The organism is Chromobacterium sp. Rain0013 (genome assembly GCF_015291765.1).
In the GTDB taxonomy this organism is placed as follows: domain Bacteria; phylum Pseudomonadota; class Gammaproteobacteria; order Burkholderiales; family Chromobacteriaceae; genus Chromobacterium; species Chromobacterium haemolyticum.
The window spans coordinates 3266451-3290804 of the sequence record NZ_CP031514.1; the positions used below are offsets into that span (position 1 = coordinate 3266451).

The window sequence follows — 24354 nt, forward strand, 5'->3', positions numbered from 1 at the left end:
CACTTTTCGACGCACACAGTGCCCCCCGTGCTTCCACCCTTTGACGGGAATCCCGCTGACCATAATAAACATAGGATCCAGCCACCCGCAATGGATGATTAGGCCTGAGCACCGGCAAGGAGCAACTGAGCGAAGTTGAAGGTGAGTATTAAAAAGACTAACGCAAGCATTCCAGCGCCAATCGCCTTTGTAATGCTTGCCTGGAAGTACTTTCGGTAGGCATTCCAGCAGGCAATGCTCCAAGCGACCATTACGAAAAAGGTAATAAATCCCCAAGCCCAGTAGCCGTGAACCCCATACGTCGTTTGCATTCCCTTCATGAGAAAGATTGAAACGGGAACGATTGGCAAAAATGCTCCGAAGAAATACAACAAAAGGAGCATTGTGGGTTTGAAACTCGCCTCGACCCGGACAATTTTCCAAGCCAGTGTGAGTAATCCCGCAAGCGGCATGAGGATTACAAGTTGAAACAGGAGATCACGAGCAAGCTCTAGACTGTTCTCGATGACCGCAAAACCTATGACCATAGTTACTAAGAAGGCGCCGGCAAAGAACTTTAGAGACTCCTTCGTGCTTGACGGAGATGTCAATGCTTTTGACATGGCAAACTTCGTAGGATCCGACACGACGACTAGGTACCGGTTGAAGAACCACGGAAACACCTTAATGTATTCCTTCACTACTTTGTACATCGGTACCGCTCCTTAGGATAGTCGTCAAAGACTTTGTGGCGTGATAATCAAACAGAATTGAACAATCGTAGCTCTATTGTCGATTTTTCCTACATCAATCTTTATCTCTCCGAACAATCCACCCGTGAAGGCAAGATTAGGCAAAGCAATAAAAATGGAAAACAATAAATATCTCGTAAAGCTCTCCCACATGGCTTCAGCGACCAATCCTATAATTGACTATTAATGTTTACATTACTAATAACTTGGATTTCAATACGGATGAATACTTAGTTTCTTGTAGATTGCTTCCTTATGATTGCTTTGATTTTTGCTCGAACAAATACAAATATGCATTCTTTATTTCGCAATCTTTTTTGAATATCTATACGAATATCAATATCAACGTGGGCGCGTACAATTTCTTTTTATGAATTGCTATGATCTAGCTAATTTCTGATAAATAAGTCGGAATTTTGGCTTCGAAATCAACTAAACCGTTTTCTTGACTCACGACCTCATTCCGCAGCCAACCAATAGTCTTTGCCAGCGGCACCTCCAGCGTGAAATATGCTTGCATCGGCAGCTCCAGCAGGCGGGTAGTGGTCTTGCCGTAGCGGTGCTGGGTGGCATGGTGAACGCCGTGGCGGTCACCCAGGTCAAGACAGCCGGTCCCTCGCCGGTCGACCACTTGCGGACGATGTCCAGGTTGGTCTTGTAGCCGTATATGCAGGGCGTGTGCGTGGTCAGGTAGACCATCTCGTCTCGCACTCGACGTGCAGAGCCCACAGCAAGGCACGCGGCACGAACACCGGCGCCAGCGTCTCGCCGGCTTTGGCTCCGCGTTGGGCCATTGCTCACCTCATTTTCTTTGCCGTAGAAATGAAAAAAGCCGCATAAGCGGCCTTCCCGGGTTCTTGCAACAGTCACAACTTTGACAAAATGCTCTGTTTCTTCTCTGCGTATTCTTCATCTGTTATCAGGCCCTGCTCATGTATTTGCTTGAGCTGTGCCAACTTACTCCCCAACGCATCACTTCCTTGCTGTGCGCCTGTAGGTGGCGCGATGCTGACCACGGGCGGCGCCGATCCTCCTTTAAGCGTTGTGGCGGCAGCCAAGATGCAACCCACCAGTGCCCCGCCAACCGCGCCCCAAAATCCGAATATGATATAGCCAACAAACCCACCAGCTAACCCAAAAATGGTTCCTGCTACCATGTATGCTTGGTCTTTTGATTTATCTCTTTGGCAGTAAGGGCACACATTCCCCGAAAACGGTATGTCTTTTCCGCATCCAGAACATCGCATCTATCTCTCCAGGTGAATTGATAACCTACTTCCTGATGAGATTCTACCACTAATATTCTGTCTGGCTGGCGCCAACCTCGACACCACAGCATCCACTAGTTAATACCACTTGGTCGTTTTGATGCTTTTTTGCCGGGGGAATACCGGTCCCTGTTAATACCAGTTGCGTTTCATGAGCAAGTGGTTTCACTCGGAAGGCTTATGGACACCTATTGCAATTCAAACCCGACTCGACAGATAATCATTACTCGCATGGCATATGCAACAAGCGCCCACGCTTTGGGCATTTCATGGGGGTAAAATGGAAGATACAGATGTAGCGGTAGTTTCGATTCCGGCAGGCAACAGTCTTCGCGCCTTTGATAGCTTAGGCAATGTATGCGCTATCGCGTCGGGGGCATATAGCCACCGTGGAAGTTTGGCCGGAACAGGACACTCCTCTCCTCGCGCTTCTCCCTCATCCGGGGTTCCTGCCAGCTGATGGGAGCTTGCCAGCAGCGACGATTTTCGTTCCATTTGGCCCGAATCAGCTCGAACTAAGGCACAAGAAACTCCACCCTGACATCTACATTGAGCACTTCATCACACAAACCATAAAAACTGCCTGAGTAGGCAGCCTACACTATCAGAACTTGCATGCACTCCATCGCGATGGTCACGGCGCGCTTATGAATCACTTCCATCCGGCGCAAGCTGATAGGCTGCTCGGCGTACTCGGCCACCAGGGCCTTGATCCGCTCATCCGCGGTCGCGCTGTCGAACTGGACGCAGGCTGTGATGGTGCCTGCGCGGATGGGTTCGAAACTGGGTGAACAGCTTTGCCATCTTCATCGCTGATTGTGAGTACCTTGGCTTCCATCCTTTAAATGACTCCGCCGTCGCCATCGTGCGTTCGCAAATGGGCAAGAATCAGGAATATGTTTTCGCTTACAAGGGAAGCCCTATTGTTCAAGTCAATACTAAAGCATGGCGTGCGGCGCTCGTTCGTGCGGGCATCGAAAACTTTCGATGGCATGACTTAAGACATACGTGGGCGTCTTGGCTCGCACAGGCAGGAACGCCTATGCATGTTTTGCAGGAGCTGGGGGGCTGGGAGTCGCCGGAGATGGTGCAGCGCTATGCCCACTTATCCAAGGAACACTTGGCAGAGTACGTGGGGAGGCTTCACGGTACAAATTCACCTACATCGGAAGCAGAAAGGAAAACGGGCTAGACGCCAGAGGCATCTAACCCGTTGTTTTCCTTACTAAATTCTGGTGCCGGCGGCAGGAATCGAACTCGCGACCCCCTGATTACAAGTCAGGTGCTCTACCAACTGAGCTACACCGGCGAAGAGAGGCGTATTATGTCGCGCCTCAATGGCTTTGGCAAGCCGTTAACGCGTCTTTTTCTGCACTTTTTTATGCGGCTTTTTGGCGCTCTTGCCAACCACTTTGTTTTTGCTGGTTTTTTTGGCCGAAGCTTTATGCGCAGGGCGCTTTGCGGCTTTGGCTGAGTGACGCGGCTTTTTGATTGTCGATTTTTTAACAGTCGATTTTGCCGCTGGCTTGGCTGCCGCCTTGCCGTGGCGCGCTTGTTTGGCGCTGATAGCCTTGGCTTGGCGCTTGCCGTGCTTGCCGGGCTTGCCTTTGGCCTGACGCGCCGGCTTGGCTTGTTGGCTGGAACGCACCGGTTCGGCCGTCTGAACGGTTTTAGCGGGAGCCGCCTTGCGCGCGGGCTTGCTCACCGGGGCCATCTGCACATCGCCCGGCAGCGGCATGTCTTCTGGTTCGGCCAGGCTGGCCGGGCTGATCAGCGCCAGGCTTAAGGCCAGCGCAATGGTGTGCGTTGCGAATTTCATGATAAGGGATCTAATGCTCTCTGGAATGAAACGGGCCGCGCGTTGCGCCGCCAAAACCCGCATACTAGCACGGTGTTTCCCGCGTTTAGGCGGAAATTGATCGCAACGGACTGCTCTCACCCACGAGGCGGACTGATTTTTCTTGCCGCAGCGCGCCATCGGCGCGCCCCGTATGCTATACCCACAGTGCAATGCCAGTGTAATTGGCCCTGCCGTCGCTTTCTCCGCTCGCTTTCCCTTTCCTGACACGCAATGGAAACAGCATGCCTCAACCCAAAATTTTGTTGGTGGACGATAGCGCCACCAATAGCCTGATGGTCCGTACCTTTGTTGAAGACCTGGGGTATCAATGCGACCTTGCCTGCAATGGCCGGGAGGCCGTCTCCATATGCAAGGAAGTTGGTTACGACCTGATTTTGATGGACATCATCATGCCGGTGATGAACGGACTGGAAGCCACGAAGGAGCTGCGGACACTCTTCGGCGAACACTGGGTTCCCATCATTTTCCTGACGGGCCTGAGTCAGCAAAAAGATCTGATAGAGGGGCTCAAAGCCGGCGGCGACGACTACCTGACCAAACCGGTCAGTCCGGACTTATTAACGGCCAAGATCCAGGTATTCTTGCGCATCGCCCAAATGCAGCGACAGATCAACCAGGACGCTGTGCGCCTGGAACGCTACTTCCTCGACAATGAACGAGAACAAAGCTACGCGCTGGAACTGATTGAGCGCCTGAACCGGCAGCAATTGGAACTACCCTCGCATGTCTGGCGCCATTTGCGGCCCGCCTCGCAGTTCAACGGCGATCTGGTCTGCTATGCGCGTTCCGGCGGACGAGAATACTTGATGCTGGCCGACTGCACCGGCCACGGCTTGACCGCCGCGATCAGCGCCATTCCCGCAGTGGAGTGCTTTTACGATCTTGCTCAGGAACAGGCCGCGCTGGGCGATATTGCGGCGGCAATCAACGACAAGTTGCACCGCCTGCTGCCCTTTGGCCGCTTCGTGGCCGGCATTATCATTGCGATCGACGCGGCCTCCCAATGCCTGCAAGTCTGGAACGGCGGCATTCCTTGTGCATTGATGTTTGATCCGCAGGGCCGCAAGATCAAACAGTTCCGCTCCGAGCACCCTCCTTTGGGGATTTTGGCGGCGCGGCAGTTCGATCGTTCGTTGGAAACCAGCGTGCTGCGTCCGGAGCATGCGTTGATCGTTTGCTCGGACGGAATTACCGAGGCCCAGGCTGAGAATGGCCGAATGTTTGGTCTGGACGGAGTCATCAAAGCGGCTGAGGCCGGCTGGCCGGGCCGGGTTGGCAATACCATACTGCAAGCGCTGCAGCGGCATCGTCAAAACGAAGCCATGCTGGACGATGCATCGTTGTTGGTGGTTCGTTCCCCCGTGCAAGCAAGCAAACCTGAGGGGGAGACCGGACACGAGACAAAGGACCGCTCTCGCTGGCACGATGCCTAAAAACCAGCTCAAATCTGCCGCGTTTCGGCGATGCGGCATTAAAAACATACTCAAAATGCGCCTGTAGCACCCGCGCATTCCTCTTTTGCACTTTTTGCATTTCCCTCGCTCGCGCGGCTTTGAACAGGCTAAGAGCCCCTCCCCGCCTTGATTCGATGGCGTTATGGCAACATAATCCGCTTTTTCATAAACGGCTTCTCATTTATATGACCAAGGAATTTGAGCGCCAACCGCTGCCCTTGCCGGGCGGCCATGAAAAAGTGCTGCTGCACTCCTGCTGCGCGCCCTGCTCCGGCGAGGTCATGGAGGCCATGCAGGCTTCCGGCATAGACTTCACTATTTTTTTCTACAACCCAAACATCCACCCGCTGAAAGAGTACGAGCTGCGCAAGAACGAGAACATCCGCTTTGCCGAACAGTTCGGCATTCCTTTCGTGGATGCGGATTATGACCGCGACAACTGGTTCGCGCGCGCCAAGGGCATGGAAAACGAGCCGGAGCGCGGCATCCGCTGCACCATGTGCTTCGACATGCGCTTTGAACGCACCGCTCTGTACGCGCATGAGCACGGTTTTCCGGTGATCACCAGTTCTTTGGGAATTTCGCGCTGGAAGAATATGCAGCAGATCAACGACTGCGGCGTGAGAGCCGCCGCGCGCTACCCCGGCCTGATCTATTGGGAATACAACTGGCGCAAGGGCGGCGGCTCCGCGCGCATGATAGAAATCAGTAAGCGCGAACAGTTCTACCAACAGGAGTATTGCGGCTGCGCCTATTCCCTGCGCGATAGCAACCGCCAGCGCCGCGAAGCCGGCCGCGCGCCCATCCGTCTAGGCGTCAAATACTATGGCGATGAAGACGACCAGGCTTGAAGCGCCGCTGCCTCATTCCTCAATTTCACGCGCATAGCGCACCAGCGCCTGCAAGAGCTGGGCGAAGCGGTGCGCGGCCAGGTTGCCGTCCGAAGGCGTGAGCCAGGTGCTGCTGATTTCCAGTTGGATGGCCGGCACGCCCAGCCGGGAAGCGAACTTGGCGATGGTCTGGTGCTTGGACGCGGCAAAGTAATTGTCCGAAACATTCAGCACGCCCTGTTGCCGCAGGCTTAGCTCCAGTCGTTGTTGCAATTCCGGCTTGCCTAGCAACGAGGCCCCGTTCAAGGTGCCGAAGTCCACGTCGTAAGGCCGGTATGGATGGCTGCCGTGCAGGTCCAGCACCAGCAGCGGGCGTCGATCCGCAATCAACGCAGCCAGCTTGCGCTTGAAGGCGTTGTCGTCGTCGTAATTGGGATCGGCCGGCGCGGCGCGGGTGGTATAGATCGCGGTGGCGCCGGCCAGTTGATGCAGCATCGCCGCCAAGGCCGCGGTGCCTCCGCCATCGGAGAAACGGTATTGTCCTTCGCGGAACGGGCTGGTGGCGTGCGGCGCGGTCACGATGATGGGACGAGCGCCTTCCCGCACCACAAACCAAGGCTCGTCGTTTTGCGGCGGTCTGTCCTTGGCGGCGTCCGCCTCCTGTTGCAACTGGATGGCCTCTACAATATGAGCGGGTTCGATGATGGCCCGCGCAGGCGGCGATTTGCCGATGGCGGGCGCCATCGACAGCGCCAGGACCAGAACCCCTACTGCCAGCTTGACTCTCACCGCTCCCCTCCCCGTGAATACGAGCCGCATGCTCGACCTTTGCTGGACCGGGCCGGCGCCGCTTGGTTCTGCGCACCGGCCCGGAATAGCGGCGCTAGAGCACAGGCTTCCGCGCGGTGAGCAGCAACAGGGCCGGGCGGCGCGCGTGCGGGCGCAAACCGTCCTGCCGCGCCATCGCCCCCTCATCCGGCGCGGGCTCGCCCAGATGAAGCAATTGGAAACCGGCGCCTGACAAGCCGGCCACATAGCTTTCCACCGTGCGGTGATGCTTGATCACGCCGTCGACAAACCAGCGGGTTTCGCGCGCGCCCTGCTGAAAATACGCGTCCAGCGTCCAATGCGCCTGCCGCCCGGCCTCGTCCAGCGCCCAACCTTGCGAGCTCGCCGTGCAAACCGGATGCTCCACCGTCAGCGCGAACACGCCGCCGGGCCGTAAAGCGGCGAACACGCGCGCCGCCACGGCGGCGTAATCCGCCACGTAATGCAAGGCCAGCGACGACACCGCCAGATCATAAGCGCCCGCAGGCGGCTGAAAGTCCTCGATGCCGGCGCACAGGTATTGAATGCCGGAATCCCGAGTGCGCGCTCGCGCCTGCTCCAGCATGCGTTCGGACAAATCCACCGCGGTGACGCTGGCCGCGCCTTGGGTGCGCGCCCAACGGGCGAAATCGCCAAAGCCGCAGCCCAGATCCAGCACGTCGGCGCCGGACAGCGGCGGCAGCGCATCGCGCAAGGCGGGCTGTTCCAAGGCGCCGTTCAGGCCGCTATCGTTGTCGCGCAAAGCTTGATATTGGGAGAAAAAGACAGGATGGTCATAAATGTTTTGCTGCATTTGGAGGCTCCGTAAAGACTTAAGGGAAGCGCTCCAGGGCGACGCGCGGCTATGCCGACGCGCAAAAGCGAGCCCAGCCGTTCACGGCTTGGCGCGCGTCTTCTCTCATCCGGACTTTCACCGTCGGCTTCGGCTTCGCACCGAATCTGCTGACCCGCGCATCGTGGAAACGATGGCGCGGCGCTCGCGGGCTCGCCGCCGGCATGCGCCGCGGCTTACCGCCGGTGGGGAGTTTCACCCCGCCCTGAAGACGGGCACAGGATAAAGGCGGGGCCAGGGTTGGACAAGCCCGGCCGCATCGCGCATAGTCTGCGCATTCTGATTGCGATGGAGCAAGGCATGACCCTGAAACCGCCAGTCTGGCTGGCTTTTGTCCTGAGCGCCGGCACCGCCTTCGCCGCGCCCGCGCCGGCAGCCCAAACCGAGATCAATCACCTGCTGGACTATCTGGCCAAATCCGGATGCGAGTTCAATCGAAATGGCAGTTGGTACGGCTCCAAGGAGGCCCGCGACCATCTGAACGACAAATACCAGTATCTGCTGAAAAAAGACTGGGTCAGCAACACGGAAAGCTTCATCGAACGTGCCGCCACGCAGAGCAGCATCAGCGGCAAGGCCTACCAAGTGCGTTGCGGCGCGGCGCAGCCGGTGGCCAGCGCCGCCTGGCTCAAAGCGGAGCTGAGCCGCTATCGTCAGCGGAAATAGCGGGCAGGCCGGGAATCCCGGCCTGCCGCAGCGCCACGCAGCTGTTATAATCGCCGCTTTCCTGTAATCCAGTGTTCTTTTCCCGATGACTGCTGCCCAGCTGCTGGCCCAACTCAAGGCCGACCTGCCCTCCTGTCTGATCCGCGATCGCCACGTTTTGCGCCGCAAACTGAGCGACGCCGCCGAGCGACTGAAGAAAAACCAGCCTGCGGACAAGCAACTGGCCGATATTCAGGCTCAGATCGAACGCTCCGCCGCCAAGGTGGCCGCGCGCCGCGCCCACCTGCCCAAGCCCGACTTCGACGACGCCTTGCCGGTCAACCAGAAACTGGCCGACATCAAAACCGCGATCGAGCGCCACCAGGTGGTGATCATCTGCGGCGAAACCGGCTCCGGGAAAACCACCCAACTGCCCAAAATCTGCCTGGAGCTGGGCCGCGGCGTGCACGGACTGATCGGCCACACCCAGCCGCGTCGTCTGGCCGCGCGCTCAGTCGCCAGCCGCATCGCTCAAGAGCTGAAATCCACGCTGGGCGAACACGTCGGCTTCAAGGTGCGCTTCACCGACAAGCTCTCGGAAAAGTCCGTGATCAAGCTGATGACCGACGGCATCATGCTGGCGGAAACCCAGACCGACCGTTACCTGGAAGCCTACGACACCATCATCATCGACGAGGCGCACGAACGCAGCCTCAACATCGATTTCCTGCTGGGCTATCTGAAACAGCTGCTGCCGCGCCGGCCGGACCTGAAGGTGATCGTCACCTCGGCCACCATCGACGCCGACCGCTTCTCCCGCCATTTCGACGGCGCGCCCGTGATTGAAGTCTCCGGCCGCACCTATCCGGTGGAAGTGCGTTACCGCCCGCTGGCGCAGCGCGACGAAGACGAGCGCGAAGTGGAAATGGAAGGCGCCATCGTCGACGCCGTCGACGAACTGTCGCGCCAGGGCCCGGGCGATATGCTGGTCTTCCTGCCTGGCGAGCGCGAGATCCGCGAAACCGCGGAAAAGCTGCGCAAGGCCGGCATTCGCGGCTACGAGATCCTGCCCTTGTTCGCGCGGCTGTCCAACGAGGACCAGCAGAAGATATTCAAACCGTCCGGCGGACGCCGCATCGTGCTGGCCACCAATGTGGCCGAGACCTCGCTAACGGTGCCGGGCATCAAATACGTGATCGACACCGGACAGGCGCGCATCAACCGCTACAGCCCGCGCGCCAAGGTGGAACAGCTGCAAGTGGAGAAAATTTCCCAGGCGGCGGCGCGTCAGCGCGCTGGCCGTTGCGGCCGTGTCGAGGCCGGCATCTGCGTACGCCTGTACAGCGAAGACGACTTCAATCAACGCCCGGCGTTCACCGATCCTGAAATCGTCCGCTCCAACCTGGCCGCGGTCATTCTGCGCATGGCCGCGCTGCGGCTGGGCAAGGTGGACGCCTTCCCCTTCCTGGAAGCGCCCAGCAGCCGTCTGATCGCCGACGGCTACCAAGTGCTGACCGAGCTGGGCGCGGTGGACGACAAGGGGGAATTGACCAGCGTGGGCAAAGAGCTGGCGCGGATTCCGGTGGACCCCAAGGTGGGCCGCCTGCTGCTGGCCGGCCGCGACTTCGGCTGCGTGCGCGAAGTACTGATCATTGCCGCCGCCTTGAGCGTGCAGGACCCGCGCGAGCGTCCGTTCGAAGCGCGCGAAGCGGCCGAACGCGCCCAAGCGCGTTTCAACGACGAGAAGTCGGACTTCCTGTCCTTCCTGCACCTTTGGGATTTCTTCTCCGACGCGCTCAAGCACAAGAAATCCAACCGTCTGCTGATCAACACCTGCCACGAGCACTTCCTGTCCCACCTTCGCCTGCGCGAGTGGCGGGAACTGCACGCGCAGCTGGCCGACATCGCCAGTGAGCTGGGCCTGATCAAACGCGAGCAGGCCCACGCCGACGCCGAACAGCCGGATGCGCAAATGACGCAGAAGAAGCGCCAGCAGCTGGACGCCGTCGCTTATGAAAACCTGCACAAGGCGCTGGTAACCGGCTTGATCGGCAATCTGGGCATGAAAAACCAGGAAAGCGACGACTACCAAGGCACTCGCGGCGTTAACTTCCACGTGTTTCCCGGTTCCGGCCTGAAAAAAGCCAAGCCTAAATGGCTGGTGGCGGCGGAACTGGTGGAAACCACCCGCCTTTACGCCCGCTGCGTGGCCAAGATCGAGCCTGAGTGGGTGGAAAAGCTGGCGCCGCACCTGATCAAATACCACTATTTCGACCCGCACTGGGAAAAGAGCCGCGGCGAAGTAGTGGCCAGCGAGCGCGTCACTCTCTATGGCCTGACCCTGGTGCCGCGCCGGCCGGTGAGCTATGGCCGCATCGCGCCGGTAGAAGCGCGCGAGCTGTTCATCCGCGGCGCGCTGGTGAACATGGAGTACGTCAGCAACGCGCCCTTCTTCCAACGCAATCAGCAACTGATCCGCGAAGTGGAGCAGCTGGAACACAAGGCCCGCCGCCAGGACGTGCTGGTGGACGAGGAAGCGCTGTTCGCTTTTTACAGCGAGCGGATCCCGGCGGAGGTGGTGGACGCGGCCAGCTTCGAAGCCTGGCGCAAGGAAGCGGAAAAGACCGACGCCAAGCTCTTGCATCTAACGCGCGAAGAACTGATGCGCCACGCCGCGCAGCATGTCACCGAAAACCAGTTTCCGGAATGGCTGGAGCTGGAAGACGGCCGCCTCAAGCTGCGTTACCGCTTCGAACCCAATCACCCGCTGGACGGCGTCACACTGGACGTGCCTCTGGCCATCCTCAACCGCTTGCAACCGGCGGCTTTCGAATGGCTGGTGCCCGGCATGGTGCGCGAAAAGCTGCAACAGCTGATCAAGGGCCTGCCCAAGCAAATCCGCCGTTGCTGCGTGCCGGTGCCGGACTTCGTCACCCGTTTCCTTAGCGGCAACCCGGACCCACAACAGCCTATCGCGCCGCAGCTGGCGCGCTTCATCCTGCGCGAGACCGGCGGCGTCAAGGTGGACATCGACGATTTCCGCGCCCAGGAGCTGCCGGCTCATCTGCTGTTCAACTTCCGCGTCATCGACGACGGCAAGCAGGAAATTGGACTGGGACGCGATCTGCTGGCGCTGCAAAAGCAGTTCGGCCAGGCCGCCCAACTGACTTTCCGCGATACGAGCGCGGAATTCGAGCGCGACGAGGTCAGCAGCTGGGACTTCGGCGAACTGCCGGAAAGCATACAGTTTGCCCGCGGCCGCCAGCAGTTGACAGGCTATCCGGCCTTGACGCTGGAACAAGATAAGGTGGCGATTCGACTGTTCGACACTCAGTTGGTAGCCGAGCGCCATCACCGCCAGGGCGTGATCCGCCTGCTGCAACTGCAGTTGAAGGAACAAATGAAGCAGCTGTCCAAGGGCCTGCCCGGCATGACCCAACTGGGCCTGCAGCTGCGCGCAGTGGCCAATGTCGACGAATTATTGGCCGACGCCATCGCCTGCATCTGCGACCGCGCTTTCATTGGCGACGACGCGCTGCCGCGCAACGAGAAAGCCTTCAACGACCAGAAAACCCGCGCCCGCACTCGCTTGCCGGCTGTCATTCAGGCGGTGACCCAGTACCTGGGTCAAGTGGCCGCGGAATACGGCCCCCTCAGCGTCAAGATGCAGAAACACAAGCTGGGTTACGAGTTGCAGCAGCAATTGGCCAAGCTGGTTTACAAGGGTTTCCTGGCCGCCACGCCGTGGAGCCAGCTGCCCCATTTGCCGCGCTATATGCGCGCGATGGGCCTGCGCATGGACAAGCAGCCGGCCAACCCGCAGCGCGACGGCCAGCGCGGCGCGGAAATACGCGATCTATGGCAGAAATGGGAAACCCGGGTGGCAGAGGAAAACGAGGCGGAAGGCGCGTCTCAGGCCCTGCTCGATTTCCGCTGGCAGATCGAAGAACTGCGCGTCAGCCTGTTCGCCCAGGAGTTGAAAACGCCCTACCCGGTATCCGCCAAACGGCTGTTGAAGCTGTGGAGCGAGCTGCCGCGCTAAGAACTTGTTCAAGGTCTGCTGCGCTTCGGCGATACGGCGTTGAAAACGGCTTCGAAATGCTCATGTACCGTATGTGCATTCCGCTTTCTCAGCCGTTTTCGCCTTGTCTCGTCCTTGCTTGCGAGACTTTGAACAGACTCTGAGCCCCAGAACCCGAACTCGCACGACAAAACGGCGGCGTCGATAAGGACGCCGCCGTTTTTCCATGCGCGCTTCAATGCACCGGATGGGACAAGCCCGGCTTATCGCCCCAGGCCAGCAAAAACAGGCCCATCGCCAGGCCAATCAGGCAGAAAATCATCAGATAGCCAGCCAGCGCCAGCGAACTCGCCTCCATCCACACCGACAGCAGCACCGGCGTGAAGCCGCCCACCACCGCGTAGGCCACATTGTAGGAAAAAGACAGGCCGCTAAAGCGGATGGGCGCGGGGAAGGCGCGCACCATCAGATAAGGCACCGCGCCAACGATGCCGGCGGCAAAGCCGGTCAGCGTGTACAGCGGGCGCAGCCAGCTCGCGTCCTGCCCCATGGTCTGATAGAAACACCAGCTGCTAACGCCTAACAGCAGGCTGCCCACGGTAAACACCGGCCCGCCGCCAAAACGGTCCGCCGCCAGGCCGGCCACAATGCATCCCACGCTCAGCGCGACAATGGCCAGGCTGTTGGCGAACAGCGCCTCCACCGGCGGCACGCCAAACTGTTTTTGCAGAAAAGTGGGCGTCATCAGGATCACCACCACGATGGTGACCGACAGCATCGCGGTGGCCGCCATGGACAGAGCCATGCCAAGCCGATGACCCCGCAGCGCCGCCTTCAGGGGCAGCTCGGCGGACAGCGCCTTGCGCGCCTGCATTTCGCTGAACACCGGAGTCTCGTGCAGCCAGCGGCGCAGATACATCGCCACGAGGCCGAACACCCCGCCTATCAGGAAGGGAATCCGCCAGGCGCCGTTCTCCAGCTGCTGCGGCGTGAAAGCCAGGTTCATCGCCATCGCGATCAGCGAGCCAAACAGAATACCTATGGTCAGCCCCGAGGTGATGATGCCGCAAGCCAGACCCGTGCGGCGCGACGGCGCGTGCTCCGCGACGAAAACCCAGGCGCCCGGCACCTCCCCGCCAATGGCCGCGCCCTGCAACACGCGCAGCAGGAGCAGCAAGATCGGCGCCCACACCCCTATGCTCTGATAGGTGGGCAGCAGGCCCATCGCCAGCGTAGGCAGCGCCATCAACACGATGCTGAGCGTGAACATGCGTTTGCGGCCGAACAGGTCGCCGAAGTGCGCCATGACGATGCCGCCCAGCGGACGCGCCAGATAGCCGGCGGCGAAGATGCCGAACACCTGCAATTGACGCAGCCAGCCCGGAATGTCCTGCGGGAAGAACAGCTTGCCCAATACCAGGGCGAAAAACACGTAAATGATGAAATCGTAAAACTCAAGCGCCCCGCCCAGCGAGGCCAGGCCCAGCGTCTTGCAGTCGTTGCGGTTCAGTTTTCGCGTGTGCGCCGCTTCGGCGCTCGCGGTTTGAGTCATATCGGGTCCTTTCCGCGACCAAGATCGCAATCGCCCTCCCCGCCGCGCGGCGCGAAGGGCTGCGCGTTTATTTTTTGAAGGGGTTGATCGTCGGCGCGTCCTCGTGCTGGACAATGCCGAAGCTGCTGCGGATCAGCGAATTGAGCATGGGCTGGCGATGGCGTATCCACAGCGAAGTCGGCACCGGCCGGCAGCCCATTCTCGCCTTGGGCTCCAACGCGGTGCGCCCGAAAATCACCCGCCGTCCGCCGGCGGCCAGCGCCGACTCAATCGCCGAATGCAGCAGGCGCAGATAGAGCGGCAGCTCCTTGGCCGCGGCGCGATCGAAACCGATCTGCGCGGCGGTGATCTCCTCGCCATTTTTCAGGATCAGCAAAAAGCCCAGCAGCGCGCCGTCGCGCCACAGCCCGCGCAGCTCCGCCCGCTCCGGCCCCAGCGCGGCCATCCGCCGCCAGTATTCCGCACTCACCGTGACCGGCCGCAATGTGGCGTTGTCTTGCACCGCCAGGTAGAGCTACTGCATCCGCTCCGCCTGCGCGTCCACCTGCTGCGGCGTCATCACGCCGATTTCGCAACCGGCGGCTTCTATCGGTTTGAAAATCTGCTGACGGATGCCGCTGCGGTATTTGGAGGTCATGCCGGCCAAGTAGTCGTCGTAAACGCGCCAGCCCTCGGCCAGCGGCAGCACCATATTGGGCTCTGTTTCCAAGGTACTGTAGCTGAGCTTGCCCAGCGCCCGACTGTCTTCTCGCGCTGTTTCGTCCATGTCCTTGACCAGCACGAAGTCGATCTGGCCGTTGAGCTTCTCCGCGCGGCGGATGCGGTAGAGCATCTCCGCCACCGCCTGCCAACGGGTCTGCAGGTCCAGGTCCTCGGCGAAAGCCGCGCCGTCCAGGCCGTAGCTGAGCATATTGCCGCAGACCAGCAGCCGTTGCCGCAGCTTGGGCTTGAGATTTTGCGCCAGCGTGGCGCGCAGCGAACCTTCCGGCCGCGGTCCGGGGTGAGCGTGCATGGTTTCCAGGCTCACTTCCAATAGCTGCATCGCCACCGCCGCCACCGGCTCGCCGTCGCGATAGGCCAGCGCGTAGCGCAGGTCGAAGTTGGCGAGCCCGGACTGCTCCAGCGCGCGCCAGTAATCGCGGGACATCAGCAGCCCGTGCCGGGCCGCCAGTTGATCCCAGTGCTGTCCGTTCAGGAAATCTATACGTTCGGAAAAGGCGAAATTCAGCGCGCTGGCTTGCCGCAAACGGCGGCGCAGCGTCCAGCCGTCGCCCAGTTGGCGGGCCAGTTGTTTGATTTTCTTGCTCATGGCTTGGGGCGTAGAAGACTGGTTCTATGATTGACAATCATTCCAGTGTGCCGCAATGCCAAAAGGGCAACAAGCATTCCTCAACGCGCGCCATCGGCCAGCAAGCGTCGGTAGCGCTCTGGGGAATAGCCCAGTTGCTTGTTGAACATCGCGATGAAGGCCGACGCGGTGCCATAGCCCAGATCGGCGGCGATGTCCTGCACCGGACGCCCTTCGCGCAGCCAGGCCAGGGCCCTGAGCAAGCGCACCCGGTTGCGCCACTGGACAAAGCTCATGCCCAGTTCGCGTTGAAAATGGCGCGCCAGCGTGCGCTCGGTGCCGTGCACGCGCTGCGCCCACTGCGCCAAGGTGGCCGCATCGGCCGGATTGTCCCGGATGGCGGCCAGGATGGGCGCCAATTGACGATGGCGGCTATCCGGCAGATAGCTATCCTGGTGGCCGGCCTGGGACAGCCGCGCCAGCAGCAGCTCGGCCTGGCGCCGATCCCACGGATCCTGGATCGAAGTGACGCCGCGCTGGCAGAAGTCATCCAGCAGCGCTCGCAGCAAGGGCGTTTGCGGAATCAGGCAGGGATGGGCGGGCAAGCCGGCGGCCTGCTCGGCGCCGACGTAGACCGAGGTGTAGCGCATGGCCTGGCGCACCGAAGCGGAATGGCGAATCCCGGCCGGCACCCAGATCAGGAACTCCGCCGGCGCCGCCAACGCGCGCTCGGCCTGACCAGGCTCGATCAAGCTCAGCTCTATCACGCCCAGACTAATGCAGTTCAATTGCCCCCAGGGATGGCTGTGCGGCGAAAACTCCGTTTGCGGCGTCAGCTGGTCGTAGCGCAGATGGATGGGCGCCGGTTCCGGCAAGCCTTGGTCCAGTTCTGAGTAGTCCAATTTGTCGGTTTCCCGCTATCGTCTTGTCTGTTTTGCATTATATGCATTGAATCAGACAGCGGTACACTGCCTACCGTCAATGCTTTTCTGTACTCTCTACCGCGCGTCGGAACGAGAGCCGCATCCGGAGCCCTCCCATGAACTCATTGTTTCCCATGCTGGCAGTGATGATCTGGTCCGCCAACACCGTGGTGTCCAAAGCCGCGGCCCAGGCGCTGGATCCCGCCGCCATTTCCTTCTACCGCTGGCTGTTGGCCGCCTTGATTCTCACCCCGCTGAGCCTGCGGCCGATGCTGCGCCAATGGCGCGCCATCCGACCCTGGCTGGGCCGCTTCGCCATATTGGCCGCACTCGGCATGGTGATGTACCAATGTCTGGCTTATTACGCCGCGCACAGCACCAGCGCCACCAATATGGGCGTGATCTGCGCCTTGATCCCGCTGCTGGGTCTGGCGCTGAACGCGACCGTCTTCCGTCAGCCCACCGGCGCGCACGCGTTGTTCGGCGTGGCGGTGTCCTTGCTGGGCGTGCTGTATCTGCTGGGCCAGGGGCGGCCGCTGGACCTGATTAGCGGCGGCGTGAACCGCGGCGACGCGCTGATGCTGGCCGGCTCCGTCTCCTACGCGCTGTACGGCATTCTGCTGCGCCGCTGGGCGCCGCCCTTCGGCAGCTGGACCAATCTATACATCCAGGTATTGCTGGCCGTGCTGATGCTGGTGCCGGTGGCGATGAGCGCGGACAGCCTGGCGGTGCCGCCGCAAGGCGCCGGGCTGGTCGCCTTCGCCGGGATCGCCTCCTCGGTGCTGGCCCCGTATCTGTGGATGCGCGGCATCCAGAACCTGGGCAGCGAGCGCACCGCCATCTTCATGAATCTGCTGCCCTTGTTCACCGCCTTGATCGCCAGCGCGCTGCTGGGCGAAACCATCCACGATTACCACTGGCTGGGTGGCGGGCTGATCTTGCTGGGCGTCAGCCTGAGCCAGGGCGGCTGGGCCAAATTGCGCAGTCTCGCCCGTTCCGCGGCCTGAGAGCGCGTTCACGATCTCGCGAGGAAAGGCGAAAACGAGCGAAAAATCGGAATGGTCGAGGGGTACATGAGCATTTTTGGCTCGTACTCACCGTGCAACGCTTCACGACGCGCCGCAGATCGTAAACAGGTTCTGAGCGCCCATTCCGCCGCCGCGTCCGGGCTCCACGGCCGGCGCGGCGGGATTGCCGCGGCCCCGCTTATCGCCTAAGCTCTGTAACAAAACCGCAGCCGGCGCGGCCGGCCATGACAACCTCTCTACCGTGGAACCCAAAACCATGTGCCAGTTAATGGGCATGAATTGCAATACTCCAACCGACATCCTGTTCTCCTTTGAGGGCTTTCACCGTCGCGGCGGCCAGACCGACCACCACGCCGACGGCTGGGGCATCGCCTTTTTCGAGAACAAGGGCTGCCGTATCTTCCTGGACGACAAACCGTCCGTGGAATCGCCGGTGGCCCACTTGGTGCGCAACTATCCGATCAAGTCGGAAAACGTGATCGCCCATATCCGCAAAGCCACCCAAGGCGAGGTCAACCTGGCCAACACCCACCCCTTCATGCGAGAAATGTGGGGTCGCTACTGGATCTTCGCCCACAACGGCAACCTGGAAAACTTCCAGCCCGAGGCCGGCAGCCATTACAACCCGGTGGGCAGCACCGACTCCGAACGGGCGTTCTGCCACCTGATGGAGCGGCTGCGCGCCAAATGGTGCCAGCAACCGCAGTTGGACGAATTATTCGCCGAAGTGGCGCGGCTGGCGGCGGAGATCTCCAACCACGGCGTGTTCAACTTCATGCTGAGCAACGGCGAGGTGTTGTTCGCCCATTGCTCCACCCATCTGCACTACATCATCCGCCAGGCGCCGTTCAACACCGCGCATTTGGTGGACGACGACGTCAGCGTGGATTTCGCCTCTGTCACCACCCCGCACGACCGCGTGGCGGTGATCGCCACCCAGCCGCTGACCGACAACGAAAACTGGACGCAACTCGCCCCCGGCGAGCTGCTGCTGTTCCGCGACGGCTCCCCGCTGTCGCAACACCTGCCCGGCTGAACGCCCGCCGACAAGCCATTGCCGCCGGTGTTATGCTGGCGGCAATGTCTTGTTCTACGAGGCCGCCATGCAGCGATTCGACTTCAGCTACGCCCCATTCGACGCCCTGAGTCCGGACGAACGCCTACGCCTGGAGGCTTGCGCCGACATCCTGTTCTACGCCAGCGAACAAACCGTGCTAACGCCGGATGCGCCGGTGACGGCTCTGTACGTGGTGATCAAGGGCGTGGTGAGGGAAATGGCCGGCGACGAAATCGTCGCGCTGTACCGCGCCCAGGACGGTTTCGATGCCCGCGCCACCGCCGCTGGCCAGACCTCCCACAGTTTCATCGCGCAGGAAGAGGCGCTGCTCTACAGCCTGCCGCGCGCGGAAGTGCTGTCGCTGACCGAGAGCAACCCGCGCTTCGGCGCCTACTTTTACGCCAGTGTGTCGGAAAAGCTGGGCCGGCTGGCGCAGCGGGCGGGCCAGCGCGAACTGCAAACCTTGCTGGCGGCCACCGTTCGCGACGTCGGCGGCCGCCAGCCGGTGTTCGTGGATGGCGGCGCCAGCCTGCGCGACGCGGCGGCGGCGATGAAAGCGCACAAGTCCAAGTCCGTGCTGCTGCTGCGCGGCGACGGGCGGCTGGGCATCCTCACCACCACGGACTTTCGCGACATCGTGCTGAACGGCGTGCCCTCGGACGCGCCGGCGGCGGAATACTGCCAGTACGAGCTGCTGACCATAGACATCGACGACTTCCTGTTCAACGCCCTGCTGCTGATGACGCGCCGCAATCTACGCCGCCTGGTGGTAACCGAACACGGCGAGCCGGTAAGCATGCTGGCCCAGGTGGACGTGCTCTCCTACTTTTCCAACCACTCCCACCTGATCGCGCAGCGGCTGGAACGCGCGGCCACGCTGGACGAACTGGCGGAAGTGGCGGAGCAGATTCCACGGCTGGTGCGCATCCTGTCCGGCCACGGCGTCAAGGCGCTGCAACTGGGCAGGCTGGTGCAAAGCCTCAACGCCCGGCTGTTCGCCCGCGCCTGGCGGCTGATTGCGCCGCCGGAGCTGGTGGCCAACAGCTGCTTGCTGGTGCTGGGCTCGGAAGGGCGCGGCGAGCAGATCCTCAAAACAGACCAGGACAACGCGCTGCTGCTGCGCGACGGCGCGCCATGGCCGCAACTGGAAGCCAGCTGTCAGGCCTTTTCCGCCGCGCTGGCCCGTTTCGGCTACCCGCCCTGTCCCGGAAACATCATGCTCAGCCACCCTGATTGGCGTTTCAGCGGCGCCGAGTTGCGCGATCGCCTCCACCGCTGGGTGCACCGCCCGGACGGAGACGCCTTGATGCGGCTGGCCATCTTCGTGGACGCGGAAGCCGTCTGCGGCGATCCTGCCCTGCTGGAGGACGCCCAAAACTATCTGCGCGCCACCCTGCGCGACGACGCCGGCCTCTTCTCCCGTTTCGCCCGCGCCATTGAACAGTTCGACACTCCGCTGGGCCTGTTTTCCCATCTGCAAACTCGCGACCGTGACGGCCGCGCCGCGCTGGACCTGAAAAAAGGCGGCATTTTTCCTCTGGTGCACGGTATCCGCGCGCTGGCGCTGGAATATGGCGTGAGCGAAAACAACTCGCAGCAAAGGCTGCAGGAACTGGTGGCGCAGGGCCGGCTGGAGCCGGGTTTGGCCGAGGACGTGGGCGAGGCGCTGTCCTATCTGATGCAACTGCGGCTGGATCAGGGGCTGGAGCGGCTTGCCGCCGGCAAACCGGCCGACAATCTACTGGAGCCGGAAAAGCTGTCCTCGCTGGAACGGGACCTGCTCAAGGACACGCTGGGCGTGGTCAAGCGGTTCAAGGCGCAGTTACGCCACCATTACCGGCTGGGCAGCTTCTGATGCTCACCGCCCTGCTGCGTCAATGGCAGCGACGCCGGCTGCGCGACCCGGCTTACGCCGAGATGTATCGGGAGCATCCGGACGAACTGGTCAGCCTGGACTGCGAAACCACCAGCCTGAATCCGGCGGACGCCGAACTGCTATCCATCGGCGCGGTCAAGTTGCGCGGCAACCGCATCCTCGCCAGCGAGGCGCTCTACCTGCTGGTGCGCCCGGAACAAGCGCCCCAGGCGGACAATGTGCGCATCCACGGTCTGCGGCCTATCGATGTCAGCCAGGGCCTGCCGGCCCAGGACGCCGTGCGGCGGCTGCTGGATTTCATCGGAGGCCGGCCGCTGCTGGGCTATTACCTGGAATACGACCTGGCGGTGCTCAACCGCTACGTCCGCCCCTGGCTGGGCGTGCCTCTGCCGCAGCGGCGCATCGAGATTTCCGGACGCTATTACGACTACAAGCTGAGACAGAACCCGGACGCCCACATCGACCTTAGGCTGGCCAGCATCTGCCAAGATCTGGACATGCCCGCGCCGCCGCGCCACGACGCGCTCAACGACGCCATCAACGCGGCCATGCTCTACCTGGCGCTGAAACAACGCGGCTATGGCTGAGGAGGCGTTTCAACGCCACCATGCCGCGAACCTGGCGGACCTTCCCGTCTACACGCCCGCCTCCACCTGCATCACCTTCACGCCCGCCTGCTGCAGGCCGGCCAGGTAGTCCGAAGGAATGCCGGTATCGGTAATCAAAGTATCGATCCGGCGAGTGTCGAGAATCTTGTGCAAGCTGGTGCGGCGAAACTTGCTGGAATCGGTCACCACCACAACGCGGTCGGCCACCTCGCACATGCAGCGGTTAAGCCTGGCCTCCGCCTCATAATGCGTACTGACTCCATGCTCCAAATCCAGCCCGTCCACGCCGAGAAACAAGAGATCGAAATGATAGTCCCGCAGGGACTGCTCGGCCTGGGTGCCGTAGAAAGACAGCGACGTGCGGCGCAGCTGGCCTCCCGTCGTGAATAGCTCCACGCCTGGCGCATCCGCCAAGACATTCGCGATATTCAGCCCATTGGTCATGACGATCAAATCCTGATGCGAGCGCAGGCAACTGGCGATTTGCTGGGTCGTGCTGCCGGAATCCAGAATGACGCGCGTGCCCGGCGCAACCAGGCTGGCGGCCAGTTGTCCGATTCGCTGCTTGACGCCGGCATTGAGCAGGCTCTTGTCTGAAATGGCGCGCTCCTTGGGCGCGGGCATCGAATCAAACACCAGCGCACCGCCATAAGAGCGGGTGGCTACGCCTTGCTTTTCCAAAAACGCCAAGTCATTGCGAATGGTGACCGACGACACCTGAAACTGCGCGGCCAGTTCGGAAACCTGCACGCTGCCGTGCTTGTTCAATTGTTGAACGATGCGCTCGCGGCGCTCGCTGGTGCTGACACTGTTTTTGCTTTCTATCATCTTGCGCTCCCGCAGTACGCAGTTTCGGTTTCTTTTCTTTTGACGCGACTCAAAATCAGCGCCTTCCGGCTGCCCTGCCGCCATTATTCCACAGCCTGCCGCGCCCGCCCACTTCGGCAAAAAAGCAACAAACCAAAATCTTTCTTTTCCTTTCTTGTTTTGGCTATTGAAATCACCAATGCATTTCGTTTAGCTTAAAAAGCATGAAAAATACCATAAGAAGAAACAAAACGAAATCAAAAATCGTTCCCATTAACTAGCGAGACAACAAATGAACCCCCTGCTACAGCTAGTGCGGCGCCACAGGCAAGGCGAGCACGTAGGCATCTTTTCCGTGTGTTCCGCCCACCCCCTTGTGCTGGAAGCCGCACTGATACAGGCACGCGAAAATCAGACTCCCCTGCTGGTAGAGGCGACGTCCAATCAGGTGGATCAGTTCGGCGGCTACACCGGCATGAGACCCAGCGGTTTTAGCGAACACCTGATCCAACTAGCGCAACGCTGCGGCTTCCCGGTCAACAAGCTGATTTTGGGAGGCGACCACCTCGGCCCCAATCGCTGGCAAAGCCTGCCCGCCGCTGAGGCGATGGAACATGCCCGCGATTTGATCGCCGCCTATGTGGCCGCCGGCTTCCAAAAACTGCATCTCGATTGCAGCATGGCCTGCGCCGATGATGAACTCCCGCTGGACGACACGCTCGTCGCCGCGCGCGCGGCGGACCTCGCCTGTGTGGCGGAGGAAGTTGGCCGGCATTTGTATGGCCGCAGCGAGATTCTATACGTGGTAGGTACCGAGGTGCCCACACCCGGCGGCGCGCAGGAACATCTGGATGAGCTTGCAGTCACGCGGCCGGAAGCCGCCGAGCGCACGCTTCTTGCGCACCGCGAGGCCTTTGCCGCCGCGGGCCTGAGCGATGCCTGGCCGCGCGTGATCGCGCTGGTGGTGCAGCCCGGCGTAGAGTTCAACCACATCAGCGTGGCCAATTACCAGCCCGCCGCCGCCGCCGCGCTCAGCCGCATGATAGAGGAACATCCGGGCCTGGTTTACGAAGCCCACTCCACCGATTACCAAACTCCCGCGGCCTACCGTCAGCTGGTCCGCGATCATTTCGCCATCCTCAAGGTCGGCCCGGCTCTTACTTTCGCGTTGCGCGAGGCTTTGTACGCGCTTGCCGGCATCGAAAACGAATTGCTGCCGGAAAAAGAGCGCTCCCATTTACGCAAGGTTCTGGAGCAATCGATGCTGGAGCGCCCCGCCTTCTGGCAAAGTCATTATCACGGCAGCCAGACAGAATGCCGGCTGGCCCGCAGTTTCAGCTATTCGGACCGCATTCGTTATTACTGGCCCATCCCGGCGGTCGAGGCCAGTTGCCAGACACTGCTCAACAACCTGTCCGCCGTAACCCTGCCCGAAACCTTGCTCAGCCAGTATCTGCCCGCCCAGTATCAGCGCGTGCGCGCCGGCACGCTGGAGGCCAAGCCCAAGGCGCTGGTCATTGATTGCATCCAAGAGGTGCTGCGCCCCTACGCGGCCGCCTGTCGGGCGGAGACGGAGAAACAGCCATGATTCTGGGACATAGCCGTGAAGGCCTGGTGAAGGCGGGAGGGCTGGCCACCGCCCAGGAGATCGACCAGCAGCCGCTCGCCTGGGCCGATACACTGGACATCGTCGAAACCGAACGACCATCCATCAGCGTCTTTCTTGCGCCGCTGCTCGCCCACCCCAATTTGCGCATCATTTTGACTGGGGCAGGCAGTTCCGCCTTCGTCGGCGAAACGCTCGCGCCCTATCTCAGCCGCCATCTTGGCAGGCAGGTGGAGTCCATCGCCACCACCGATATCGTCACCTCCCCCGCCAGCTACTTCAACGCCAAGCGCCCCACTCTGCTGGTCTCTTTCGCCCGCTCCGGAAACAGTCCGGAAAGCCTGGCGGCCATAAAGCTGGCAGACAGCTTGCAACCCTCCTGTCGCCACTTGGTGCTGACCTGCAGCGAGCATGGCGAACTCTATCGCGGCAGCCTGGAGAACCCCCGCGCGCTAAGCGTGCTGATGCCACCGGACAGCAATGATCGCGGCTTCGCCATGACCAGCAGCCTTAGCTGCATGTTGCTTGCTTGCCTGGCCATTCTGCTGCCGCGACGCTTCAACCCCGCGGAATGCCTGGACATGCTCCAGCGCGGGCGGCATCTGATAGACGCATTGCCGCGGCAATTGGCTGGCTGGGCGGCTGCTCCGCCAAAACGCGTGGTGTATCTCGGCAGCAACGAACTCAAGGGCATCGCGCGCGAAGGGGCGCTCAAGATGTTGGAGTTAAGCGCGGGCCGCATCGTGGCCTTGTTCGATTCCGCCATAGGCTTTCGCCATGGGCCCAAATCCGTCATTGACGAGCGGACGGTGGTGATACAGCTGATTTCCAACCAGCCGCATGTGCGCCGTTACGAATTGGACCTGCTGAAGGAGCTGCGCCGAGACGCGCGAGCGGAACAAGTCGTGGCGCTGGCCGACCGCCGCGATCCCGTCATCGATGCCGGCGAACGGCTGTATCTACCGCCAGGAAGAGAAGGCGACGATATGAGTCTGGCTTTTTGCTATCTGCCGTATTTGCAGTACATGGCTTTTGAAGCCTCCTTGCTGCTGGGCATCTCTCCGGACTCGCCTTCTCCCGACGGACATGTCAACCGCGTGGTGCAAGGCGTCACTATTTATCCCTATTCCGAGGCTTAG

Annotated in this window: 22 protein-coding genes, 1 tRNA gene and 1 riboswitch; of the genes, 11 read left to right on the forward strand and 12 right to left on the reverse strand. The window is 61.0% G+C overall.

Annotated features, from left to right (window positions below; translation table 11 throughout):
* Positions 1-98: 98 nt before the first annotated feature.
* The 3 genes from DXT74_RS15110 to DXT74_RS15115 all read right to left on the reverse strand — a co-directional run bounded on the left by DXT74_RS15110 (position 99) and on the right by DXT74_RS15115 (position 1888).
* The gene (locus DXT74_RS15110; protein ID WP_194426366.1) at positions 99-692 is read right to left on the reverse strand and encodes a hypothetical protein; all 594 of its coding nucleotides are present in this window, start codon (positions 690-692) and stop codon (positions 99-101) included.
* Positions 693-1116: 424 nt separating this feature from the next.
* Complete coding sequence (locus tag DXT74_RS23055) at positions 1117-1251, reverse strand: hypothetical protein (RefSeq protein WP_255524768.1); 135 nt, start codon at positions 1249-1251, stop codon at positions 1117-1119.
* A 346-nt stretch (positions 1252-1597) separates the two neighbouring features.
* Complete coding sequence (locus DXT74_RS15115; RefSeq protein WP_194426367.1) at positions 1598-1888, reverse strand: SHOCT domain-containing protein; 291 nt, start codon at positions 1886-1888, stop codon at positions 1598-1600.
* An 898-nt stretch (positions 1889-2786) separates the two neighbouring features.
* On the opposite strand from DXT74_RS15115, the gene DXT74_RS15120 reads away from it, so the two are divergent.
* Positions 2787-3191, forward strand: coding sequence for a site-specific integrase (locus tag DXT74_RS15120; protein ID WP_231138192.1), 405 nt, complete (start codon positions 2787-2789; stop codon positions 3189-3191).
* Positions 3192-3232: 41 nt separating this feature from the next.
* Here the strand turns inward: DXT74_RS15120 and DXT74_RS15125 are convergent.
* Positions 3233-3308, reverse strand: a tRNA-Thr gene (locus DXT74_RS15125).
* Between the two features lie 45 nt (positions 3309-3353).
* Positions 3354-3881 (reverse strand): hypothetical protein, encoded by a 528-nt coding sequence (locus DXT74_RS15130; RefSeq protein ID WP_194426368.1) that lies wholly within the window; start codon positions 3879-3881, stop codon positions 3354-3356.
* A gap of 200 nt (positions 3882-4081) precedes the next feature.
* On the opposite strand from DXT74_RS15130, the gene DXT74_RS15135 reads away from it, so the two are divergent.
* Both DXT74_RS15135 and DXT74_RS15140 read left to right on the forward strand, forming a co-directional pair.
* The gene (locus DXT74_RS15135) at positions 4082-5293 is read left to right on the forward strand and encodes a SpoIIE family protein phosphatase (protein ID WP_081555851.1); all 1212 of its coding nucleotides are present in this window, start codon (positions 4082-4084) and stop codon (positions 5291-5293) included.
* Positions 5294-5499: 206 nt separating this feature from the next.
* On the forward strand, positions 5500-6165 hold the full coding sequence (locus tag DXT74_RS15140; RefSeq protein ID WP_194426369.1) for an epoxyqueuosine reductase QueH: 666 nt from the start codon (positions 5500-5502) through the stop codon (positions 6163-6165).
* A gap of 12 nt (positions 6166-6177) precedes the next feature.
* Here DXT74_RS15140 and DXT74_RS15145 read toward each other — a convergent pair whose 3' ends face one another.
* Positions 6178-6963: a ketol-acid reductoisomerase gene (locus DXT74_RS15145; protein ID WP_194426370.1), complete on the reverse strand. Its 786-nt coding sequence runs from the start codon at positions 6961-6963 to the stop codon at positions 6178-6180.
* A gap of 64 nt (positions 6964-7027) precedes the next feature.
* Positions 7028-7765, reverse strand: a complete 738-nt coding sequence (locus DXT74_RS15150; RefSeq protein WP_194426371.1) for a bifunctional 2-polyprenyl-6-hydroxyphenol methylase/3-demethylubiquinol 3-O-methyltransferase UbiG — start codon at positions 7763-7765, stop codon at positions 7028-7030.
* 93 nt (positions 7766-7858) lie between these two features.
* Positions 7859-8021, reverse strand: a riboswitch (FMN riboswitch).
* Positions 8022-8104: 83 nt separating this feature from the next.
* Here DXT74_RS15150 and DXT74_RS15155 point away from each other — a divergent pair.
* On the forward strand, positions 8105-8470 hold the full coding sequence (locus DXT74_RS15155; protein WP_085951891.1) for a DUF5329 domain-containing protein: 366 nt from the start codon (positions 8105-8107) through the stop codon (positions 8468-8470).
* Between the two features lie 85 nt (positions 8471-8555).
* On the forward strand, positions 8556-12491 hold the full coding sequence (gene hrpA / locus DXT74_RS15160) for an ATP-dependent RNA helicase HrpA (RefSeq protein WP_194426372.1): 3936 nt from the start codon (positions 8556-8558) through the stop codon (positions 12489-12491).
* A gap of 214 nt (positions 12492-12705) precedes the next feature.
* On the opposite strand, the gene DXT74_RS15165 is transcribed toward hrpA, so the two are convergent.
* The 4 genes from DXT74_RS15165 to DXT74_RS15180 all read right to left on the reverse strand — a co-directional run bounded on the left by DXT74_RS15165 (position 12706) and on the right by DXT74_RS15180 (position 16212).
* Positions 12706-14022 carry an MFS transporter gene (locus DXT74_RS15165; protein WP_194426373.1) on the reverse strand — a complete coding sequence of 439 codons (1317 nt, stop codon included), beginning with the start codon at positions 14020-14022 and terminating at the stop codon, positions 12706-12708.
* 67 nt (positions 14023-14089) lie between these two features.
* Positions 14090-14524 (reverse strand): GNAT family N-acetyltransferase, encoded by a 435-nt coding sequence (locus DXT74_RS15170; protein ID WP_194426374.1) that lies wholly within the window; start codon positions 14522-14524, stop codon positions 14090-14092.
* Positions 14525-14536: 12 nt separating this feature from the next.
* Complete coding sequence (locus DXT74_RS15175; protein ID WP_194426375.1) at positions 14537-15331, reverse strand: hypothetical protein; 795 nt, start codon at positions 15329-15331, stop codon at positions 14537-14539.
* Between the two features lie 80 nt (positions 15332-15411).
* Positions 15412-16212: a helix-turn-helix domain-containing protein gene (locus DXT74_RS15180; RefSeq protein ID WP_194426376.1), complete on the reverse strand. Its 801-nt coding sequence runs from the start codon at positions 16210-16212 to the stop codon at positions 15412-15414.
* A gap of 137 nt (positions 16213-16349) precedes the next feature.
* Between DXT74_RS15180 and DXT74_RS15185 the strand changes: the two genes are divergently transcribed.
* From DXT74_RS15185 to DXT74_RS15200, 4 genes are all read left to right on the forward strand, one after another.
* Positions 16350-17240, forward strand: a complete 891-nt coding sequence (locus DXT74_RS15185) for a DMT family transporter (protein ID WP_194426377.1) — start codon at positions 16350-16352, stop codon at positions 17238-17240.
* A gap of 277 nt (positions 17241-17517) precedes the next feature.
* Positions 17518-18297: a class II glutamine amidotransferase gene (locus DXT74_RS15190; protein WP_043634609.1), complete on the forward strand. Its 780-nt coding sequence runs from the start codon at positions 17518-17520 to the stop codon at positions 18295-18297.
* 67 nt (positions 18298-18364) lie between these two features.
* Entirely contained in the window at positions 18365-20173 is a 1809-nt protein-coding gene (locus DXT74_RS15195; protein WP_194426378.1) for a putative nucleotidyltransferase substrate binding domain-containing protein, read from the forward strand.
* Complete coding sequence (locus DXT74_RS15200; RefSeq protein ID WP_179140771.1) at positions 20173-20781, forward strand: 3'-5' exonuclease; 609 nt, start codon at positions 20173-20175, stop codon at positions 20779-20781. The genes DXT74_RS15195 and DXT74_RS15200 overlap by 1 nt, the downstream gene beginning before the upstream one ends.
* Positions 20782-20829: 48 nt before the next feature.
* On the opposite strand, the gene DXT74_RS15205 is transcribed toward DXT74_RS15200, so the two are convergent.
* Positions 20830-21630: a DeoR family transcriptional regulator gene (locus DXT74_RS15205; RefSeq protein WP_081555858.1), complete on the reverse strand. Its 801-nt coding sequence runs from the start codon at positions 21628-21630 to the stop codon at positions 20830-20832.
* A 271-nt stretch (positions 21631-21901) separates the two neighbouring features.
* Here DXT74_RS15205 and DXT74_RS15210 point away from each other — a divergent pair, with 271 nt between their 5' ends.
* Both DXT74_RS15210 and DXT74_RS15215 read left to right on the forward strand, forming a co-directional pair.
* Positions 21902-23197 carry a D-tagatose-bisphosphate aldolase, class II, non-catalytic subunit gene (locus tag DXT74_RS15210; RefSeq protein WP_194426379.1) on the forward strand — a complete coding sequence of 432 codons (1296 nt, stop codon included), beginning with the start codon at positions 21902-21904 and terminating at the stop codon, positions 23195-23197.
* Positions 23194-24354, forward strand: coding sequence for an SIS domain-containing protein (locus DXT74_RS15215; RefSeq protein ID WP_194426380.1), 1161 nt, complete (start codon positions 23194-23196; stop codon positions 24352-24354). The genes DXT74_RS15210 and DXT74_RS15215 overlap by 4 nt, the downstream gene beginning before the upstream one ends.